Here is a 247-nt window from a genome sequence, read left to right on the forward strand (position 1 = left end):
GTTATTTTTGCCTAAACGTTGTTCAAGTGCTAGTTTAGGTGTTATTGGAACTATTGGCATGCCATTGTAGTTGCCTAACAAAATAGCTTCGTTATCAGCATTTGGACCTATAAGGGCTATTTTTTCATTTCCCTTTAATGGTAGTACTTGCTCATTTTTTAAAAGTACTAATGATTTTTGAGCTGCTTCTTGTGTTAAAGCTAAATGTTTATTAGAGCCTACAACATCTATAGAAGTGTCTGAATAT

General features: G+C 33.2%; 1 protein-coding gene. It reads right to left on the reverse strand.

All coding sequences use genetic code 11. The annotated features are described in order from the left end of the window. Window positions 1-247: glycoside hydrolase family 3 C-terminal domain-containing protein (locus tag SB756_RS33755; RefSeq protein ID WP_410913723.1), on the reverse strand; the 247-nt coding region annotated here is incomplete at both ends.

The sequence above is a fragment of the Pseudomonas sp. SIMBA_068 genome, assembly GCF_046534705.1.
GTDB classification, from domain to species: Bacteria; Pseudomonadota; Gammaproteobacteria; order Pseudomonadales; family Pseudomonadaceae; genus Aquipseudomonas; species Aquipseudomonas putida.